This window comes from uncultured Paraglaciecola sp. (assembly GCF_963977085.1).
Classification (GTDB): Bacteria; Pseudomonadota; Gammaproteobacteria; order Enterobacterales; family Alteromonadaceae; genus Paraglaciecola.
The window spans coordinates 138,034-144,606 of record NZ_CAXBNC010000011.1; the positions used below are offsets into that span (position 1 = coordinate 138,034).

General features: G+C 41.8%; 6 protein-coding genes. 2 read left to right on the forward strand and 4 right to left on the reverse strand.

Translation table 11 applies throughout. From position 1 onward, the window contains the following. Position 1: 1 nt before the first annotated feature. Positions 2 to 643, forward strand: coding sequence for a bifunctional 4-hydroxy-2-oxoglutarate aldolase/2-dehydro-3-deoxy-phosphogluconate aldolase (locus AAC000_RS14065; protein ID WP_339723421.1), 642 nt, complete (start codon positions 2 to 4; stop codon positions 641 to 643). Between the two features lie 107 nt (positions 644 to 750). Here AAC000_RS14065 and AAC000_RS14070 read toward each other — a convergent pair whose 3' ends face one another. Beyond that, the gene (locus tag AAC000_RS14070) at positions 751 to 1,413 is read right to left on the reverse strand and encodes a peptidylprolyl isomerase (protein ID WP_339723422.1); all 663 of its coding nucleotides are present in this window, start codon (positions 1,411 to 1,413) and stop codon (positions 751 to 753) included. 201 nt (positions 1,414 to 1,614) lie between these two features. Between AAC000_RS14070 and AAC000_RS14075 the strand changes: the two genes are divergently transcribed. Continuing rightward, positions 1,615 to 2,409: a transporter substrate-binding domain-containing protein gene (locus AAC000_RS14075; RefSeq protein WP_339723423.1), complete on the forward strand. Its 795-nt coding sequence runs from the start codon at positions 1,615 to 1,617 to the stop codon at positions 2,407 to 2,409. 36 nt (positions 2,410 to 2,445) lie between these two features. Here AAC000_RS14075 and argA read toward each other — a convergent pair whose 3' ends face one another. From argA to AAC000_RS14090, 3 genes are read right to left on the reverse strand one after another with little or no spacing between them, the layout of a single operon-like run. Beyond that, positions 2,446 to 3,756, reverse strand: coding sequence for an amino-acid N-acetyltransferase (argA, locus tag AAC000_RS14080; protein ID WP_339723424.1), 1,311 nt, complete (start codon positions 3,754 to 3,756; stop codon positions 2,446 to 2,448). A 10-nt stretch (positions 3,757 to 3,766) separates the two neighbouring features. Beyond that, positions 3,767 to 5,140, reverse strand: coding sequence for an argininosuccinate lyase (gene argH, locus AAC000_RS14085; RefSeq protein WP_339723425.1), 1,374 nt, complete (start codon positions 5,138 to 5,140; stop codon positions 3,767 to 3,769). Continuing rightward, on the reverse strand, positions 5,140 to 6,387 hold the full coding sequence (locus AAC000_RS14090; RefSeq protein WP_339723426.1) for an argininosuccinate synthase: 1,248 nt from the start codon (positions 6,385 to 6,387) through the stop codon (positions 5,140 to 5,142). The genes argH and AAC000_RS14090 overlap by 1 nt, the downstream gene beginning before the upstream one ends. Positions 6,388 to 6,573: the final 186 nt, after the last annotated feature.

A 6,573-nucleotide genomic window follows, 5' to 3' on the forward strand; every position in this document is an offset into this window, starting at 1 on the left:
AATGACTAAGAATTGGAAAATGACATCAGAAGAAATATTCAGCCAAGGGCCAGTTGTGCCAGTATTGGTAATAAAAGATGTTGCACACGCAGTGCCGTTGGCTAAAGCACTTATCGCCGGTGGTATTCGCGTACTAGAAGTGACCTTACGGACAGACGCGGCGCTAGAAGTCATCGCTAAAATTGCTAAAGAAGTACCAGAAGCGATTATCGGTGCAGGTACAGTGACAAATCGTGCGCAGTTGCAACAAGTGATTGATGCGGGTGCAAAATTTGCTATTAGCCCGGGGCTTACTACTGATTTACTTAAGGCGGGTAATGAAGGCAGTATTGCGTTGATCCCTGGTATTTCATCTATTTCAGAATTGATGACGGCTGTAGATCATGGTTATACACATTTGAAATTTTTCCCAGCTGAAGCCTCAGGTGGTGTTAAAGCCCTTAAAGCCATTGGTGGCCCATTCCCTGATATCAAATTCTGCCCTACTGGCGGCATTAGCCCAAGTAACTATAACGACTATCTAGCCTTGCCTAGTGTTCGTTGTGCAGGTGGCTCATGGTTAGCGCCAGAAGAAGCTATGATTAATGGTGATTGGGACAAAATTACTGAACTGGCTAAACAGGCTGTTGCAGGCGCAAAATAAAATGCGTTTTTGATAGCTGAATAAAAAAAGTCGCCTAGGCGACTTTTTTATTGGGTATGTAAAACCAATTACAACCTAAGTACTCTGTATCAATCACTAATCACAGGTTATTGCACAGAGATAGTCGCTTTGATTATGACAACCTTTTCACTGACCTTGCCACTTCTTGATCCGAGCTTTTCTATGTTCTCAAGCACATCTAAACCTTGAGTAACTTGGCCAAAAATAGTGTGTTTTCCATCTAACCAAGGCGTTGCTGTGAAGGTTAAAAAAAACTGGCTGCCATCTGTGTTAGGTCCAGAATTAGCCATACTCAGCAGCCCACCTTTAGCATGTTTCAGTGTATCGCTAAATTCGCCGGCGTATTGGTAACCTGGATTGCCACGCCCGGTTCCTAGTGGATCGCCGCCTTGAGCCATAAAACCGGGAATAACACGATGGAATATGGTGTTGTCATAAAACCCTAACGTGGTTAAATATATCGTGCTAGATACATGTATAGGGGCAATGTCCGGCATGAGTTCAATGCTGATGTCACCCTGACTTGTTGTTAAATGCCAAAGATAGGTTTTGTCAGGATTAAAAGAAAATTCAGGAGGCAGGGATAAAGATGTTTTCCAATCTTCTTGGGTTTTATCAATATTCTGTTGGCTGATAAATTGCTCTGCCTGTTTGATGGCTTGATCTTGGAATAAATCACAACCGCAAAATATAAGGCTAATAAGTACTAAGGTAAAAAACTGTTTTTGTCGTGCCAGGGATGGAAACATTGTTGCTCTATTTATTGAGTTAAGATACCAATAGCTTAAACACTTTGGTATGACGTTAAAAGTTGTAACCTTGTTTTTCTTGGTTAATTATTTTCTATCTGGTAAATCTAAATGTGTTTTTCACACCTGTCATAAAATGGAATTCTTGCTTGTATATTCTCTCCTATCAAAATGGGCATTGATAGCCTATTTTTTTAGGGGGTGTTTTGGTATATAGTTAGTACAAACATTACATGGAGAGTACATATCAAACACATTTCATTTTGCGGACTGTGCTTTGTACTAGCCATTTTTACTCGCACAGTAGATGCAAGCCCGCCGATAAAATTTTTTGTTTGGTCAGATGATTTAGCACCTATTTTGTATTTGGATCAGCAAACCAAGGTTTATGGAGGTATAGTAATTGATATATTTTCCGCGGGTAATCTTGCGGTGAAATATACCAGACATAACCGAAATAGAGGGGAGGAGGCGTTATATCTTGGTGAGCTTGATGCGGCTATTTTATCTAAAGAATGGGTAAGGCATCCAGATAAGCTTGTTTATTCATTACCAATCTACGTACACAAAGAATTTCTTTACGCCAACCACCCCATTGCTGATAAACCTTTATCTGAGTTATTGCCGAATAAAATTATTTGTACTAGGCGAGGTTATGTTTACCCCAAGATAGATGCGTTTTTCAAAAGCAAGGTGAGCCTAAGAATCGATAGTCATATAGAAGCCACACAATTCGAAATGTTGCGACGACACCGCTGTGACTTCGTGGTGACTAATGAGTTTGTTGGACAATGGATAATTGAAAAAAACGCCTGGGGCAAGGATATTTACCGCAGTAAAACGCCCATTGATGAAGTGGATTTTACGTTTGCCGTACATCCAAAAAACCAAGATTTTTTGGATGTTTTAAATCTAAATATTAATCAGTTGACACAAAGTGGTGAACTACAGAAAATTATTCTGCAACAACGACGATCTATTTCAACAAATGATTAATCAGCTGATGCTGTTTCTACCGAAGCCCCACTCGTATTAAAGAGCTAATACAAACACCTTCGAGTTACGTTGAAAATTATAAAGTTGTTTCTTTTTGTCTGGTAAGTCTTCCAAACTAGCTTGGATAAAACCTTGTTCTTGAAACCAATGGGCTGTCACTGTGGTGAGGACAAAAATAGATTGTAAACCTTGGGCACGTGCCTGTCGTTTGATTGAGTCTAAGAGTCGCTCACCGCGATTGCCGCCTCGATAATCGTTATGGGTAGCAACACAGGCTAATTCCCCCATTTTTTCTTCTGTATAGGGGTAGAGTGCGGCACAGGCTATCGTCATACCGTCTCGTTCAATCAAGGCAAATTGGGTGATTTCTTGTTCTAAGTGTTCTCGTGAGCGCTTAACCAAAATGCCTTTTTCTTCTAAGGGTTTGATCAGTTTGAGAATACCACCTACATCTTCAATGTTAGCTTGGCGCAGTTGTTCGTAGGATGTTTGCGATACCAGTGAACCGGCACCATCACGGGTGAATAACTCTTGAAGCAAAGCACCATCTTGACGAAAACTGACGGTGTGACAACGGCTAATACCTGCTTGCAAACTGGATACTATGGCTTGTAATGATTGTTTTTCTGCGGCGTAAAAAGGGTCCTCTAACATAGCGTAGAGTTCGTCTAATTCTAAATTTCGTAATAGACGACCTTCCTTGTTAACAATACCGTCTTGATAGTTAAACAAAATAAGTTTGTCAGCATTGAGTGCAATGGCAGCTTTTGTTGCAACATCTTCATGTGACAAATTAAACACTTCACCTGTTGATGAATATCCCATGGGAGATAACAACACTATGGAGCCGTCGTTAAGGTGATCGTTAATGCCATCTGCGTCGATACGTCGCACTATACCGGTATTTTCAAAATCGACACCCTCACGCACACCTACTGGCATTGCAACCACTAGATTGCCTGAACAGACTCGAATATGCGCGCCGTGCATAGGGGAATTAGCGAGTCCCATGGTCAATAACGCTTCAACTTGGGCGCGCACTGAACCTGCTGCATCTTTGACACATTCGAGGGTTTGTTTATCTGTGATTCGAATATCTTGGTGAAAACGAGTGGGCAAGTTACGCAGCGCCACTCGTTGATCTATTTGTGGCCGCGCACCATGCACTAAAACCAAACGCACACCTAAGCTGTTTAACAAGGCGATATCATGGATGATATTAGCGAAGTTAGCTTCTTCGATGGCTTCACCACCAAACATCAATATGAAGGTTTTGCCCCTATGAGCATTGATATAAGGCGCAGAATTGCGAATGATTTTAACGCTGTCGATATGTGAGACGACCACAACTATTTCCTTATTTACTTTGTGCTAGTTCAGCGTTTAACGCTGCGGTTACTGGTTTGATTCCGGTGCCACCTAAAATGCTACGTTTGTCTACTAAATATTCGAGTTGCAATATTTCATAGACATCGTCTTCAATCAGGTTGGAGAATTGTTGTAACTCAGCAATACTCATTTCTTCGATGGCTTTTTTCTGCTCTAACGCAGCGAGTACCACTTGGCCGGAAATATCATGGGCGGTTCTAAAAGGAATCCCTTTTGCCACTAAATAGTCGGCTAATTCAGTGGCGTTGGCATAACCTTCGCGCGCTGCTTTAGCACAACGCTCTGAGTCTAACTTGATGCTGTCAATCACTTCACAGGCAATACACAAACAGATATGCCACTGGGTCACAGCGTCAAGTAGACCTTCTTTGTCTTCTTGCATATCTTTGTTGTAAGCAAGTGGCAAACCTTTCATTGTCACTAACATGCCTTGTAAACTACCAAAAACACGGCCACATTTACCACGCATCAGCTCTAACGCATCAGGGTTTTTCTTCTGTGGCATTAAAGATGAACCAGAAGTCACCTCATCACCTAAGGTAATAAAACCCGCTTCACCTGAGTTGAAGAAAATTAAGTCTTCTGCCATACGTGACATGTGCATCATGCTAGTACTTGCTGCAAATAATAGTTCCAACACAAAATCACGATCTGACACCGCATCTAAACTATTTAAGCAAGGGCTATCAAAACCTAGTTCGCTGGCTATTTCAAAACGGTCAATAGGGTAGGTGGTACCAGCTAACGCACCACAACCTAGAGGAGACTGATTTAAGCGTACTCTTAAGTCACGTAAGCGGCTAATGTCACGTTTAAACATTTCCACATAGGCCAAACACCAATGTGGGTAACGTACTGGTTGAGCACGTTGTAAATGGGTATAGCCCGGCAAAATAACCGTTTTATTTGCACTTGCAGTACCTAATAAAGACGCTTTCACCTTTTCTAAATCAGCAATCAATAGATCAATGTGTTCACGTGTCCAGAGTTTAAAATCTGTCGCCACTTGATCATTTCGACTACGGCCTGTGTGTAATTTACGCGCAATATCACCGAGTTGTTCAATTAATGTGGCTTCCACAAAACTATGAATGTCTTCTTCACTACTGGCGTCAAAATCTAAGGTACCTGCATCGGCTTTTACTAATAAAGCTTGCAGCGCATCTTCAAGTTGTTGTTGTTCATTTTGAGTCAACACACCTGCTTTACAGATGGCTTTAGACCAAGCAATTGAACCTCGGATATCTTGGCTTGCAAGCGCGCGGTCAAAGGGTAACGAATCGTTTACCCTTCTGAACATGGCGCTGCTGCCGTCTTGGAAACGACCACCCCATAAACTCATTATTCGATACCTGTATTTTTATAGGCTAGCCCACGTCTATTAAGCGCTTCAATGCGACTAGACAAACTGTATAAACGAATAAAACCTTCAGCATGACGTTGGTCATAAACATCATCCGCACCAAAAGTAGCAAAGTCTTCAGAATACAGGCTGTTAGGTGATTGTCTTTGAGTAACAGTCGCTTGGCCTTTATAAAGCTTCACTACTATTTCACCAGTAACTTTTTTTGCAAAGCTTGCAGCACCAGCTAACAACGCATCATTTAAGGCAGTAAACCAACGTCCATCATACATAACGTGTGAATATTCTAAGCCAATTTGTTCACGGTATTTAAGTGAGGCTTTATCTAACACTAAACATTCTAGAGCTTTGTACGCTTTCATCATCACTGTGCCACCAGGGGTTTCGTAACAGCCGCGAGATTTCATACCCACTAAGCGGTTTTCGACAATATCGATACGACCCACACCATGAGCAGCTGCAATTTCGTTAAGCTTCATTAACACACCGTAAGGCGTTAATGATTCGCCATTTACTTTGGTGAGTTTGCCTTCTTCAAAGCTTAATTGTACGCGCTCGGCTTGGTCTGGTGCATCTTCTGGATCAACTGTCATTGTCCAAATCCCTTTGGTAGGTTCACACCAAGGATCTTCTAACTCTCCACCTTCGTGAGAAATATGCCAAGCGTTCGCATCACGACTATAAATCTTGGTTAAAGAAGCGGTGCATTCAATCTCACGTTTGGCTAAATAATCTAGAAGATCTTCACGCGATACCATATCCCACTCTCGCCAAGGCGCAATAACCGTAAGTTCTGGTGCAAGAGCAGCGAAGGTGCCTTCAAATCGCACCTGGTCATTACCTTTTCCGGTACAGCCATGACAAAGAGCATCGGCGCCTATACTAAGGGCAAGTTCGACTTGTGCTTTGGCAATGATCGGTCTGGCCATAGAGGTGCCGAGCAAATATTCCCCTTCATAAACCGCACCAGTAGTAATGGTGGGATAAATGTACTCAGCAACAAATTGTTCTTTTAAATCAACAATATAACATTCGCTAGCGCCGGTTTTAATGGCTTTTTCACGTAAGCCGACTAACTCTTCTTCACCTTGACCCACATCGGCTGCAAAGGCGATCACTTCGCACTTGTAGTTTTCGATTAACCAAGGAATAATCGCCGAAGTATCTAATCCGCCTGAATAGGCTAATACGACTTTTTTAACTGATTTTTTTGCTGCAATTGCCATGATGTTTCCTTAAAAGCAGCTTGTAGTCTCGAGCTTATAGCTTCGAGCCAACACTTAGCTGCGTTTATTTAGTTTAATTTAATAAAGTGACTTATCATTGACACTCTATCTACAATATTTTTTACAATCTACTAGAAGCTAGAAGCTAGAAGCTAGAAGCTAGAAGCTAGAAGCTAGAAGCTAGAA

Bases quoted from the DNA above. Each gene is read 5' to 3' on its own strand.
- AAC000_RS14065 (WP_339723421.1), top strand. From the start codon at position 2: ATGACTAAGAATTGGAAAATGACATCAGAAGAAATATTCAGCCAAGGG.
- AAC000_RS14070 (WP_339723422.1), bottom strand. From the start codon at position 1,413: ATGTTTCCATCCCTGGCACGACAAAAACAGTTTTTTACCTTAGTACTT.
- argH (WP_339723425.1), bottom strand. From the start codon at position 5,140: ATGAGTTTATGGGGTGGTCGTTTCCAAGACGGCAGCAGCGCCATGTTC.
- AAC000_RS14090 (WP_339723426.1), bottom strand. From the start codon at position 6,387: ATGGCAATTGCAGCAAAAAAATCAGTTAAAAAAGTCGTATTAGCCTAT.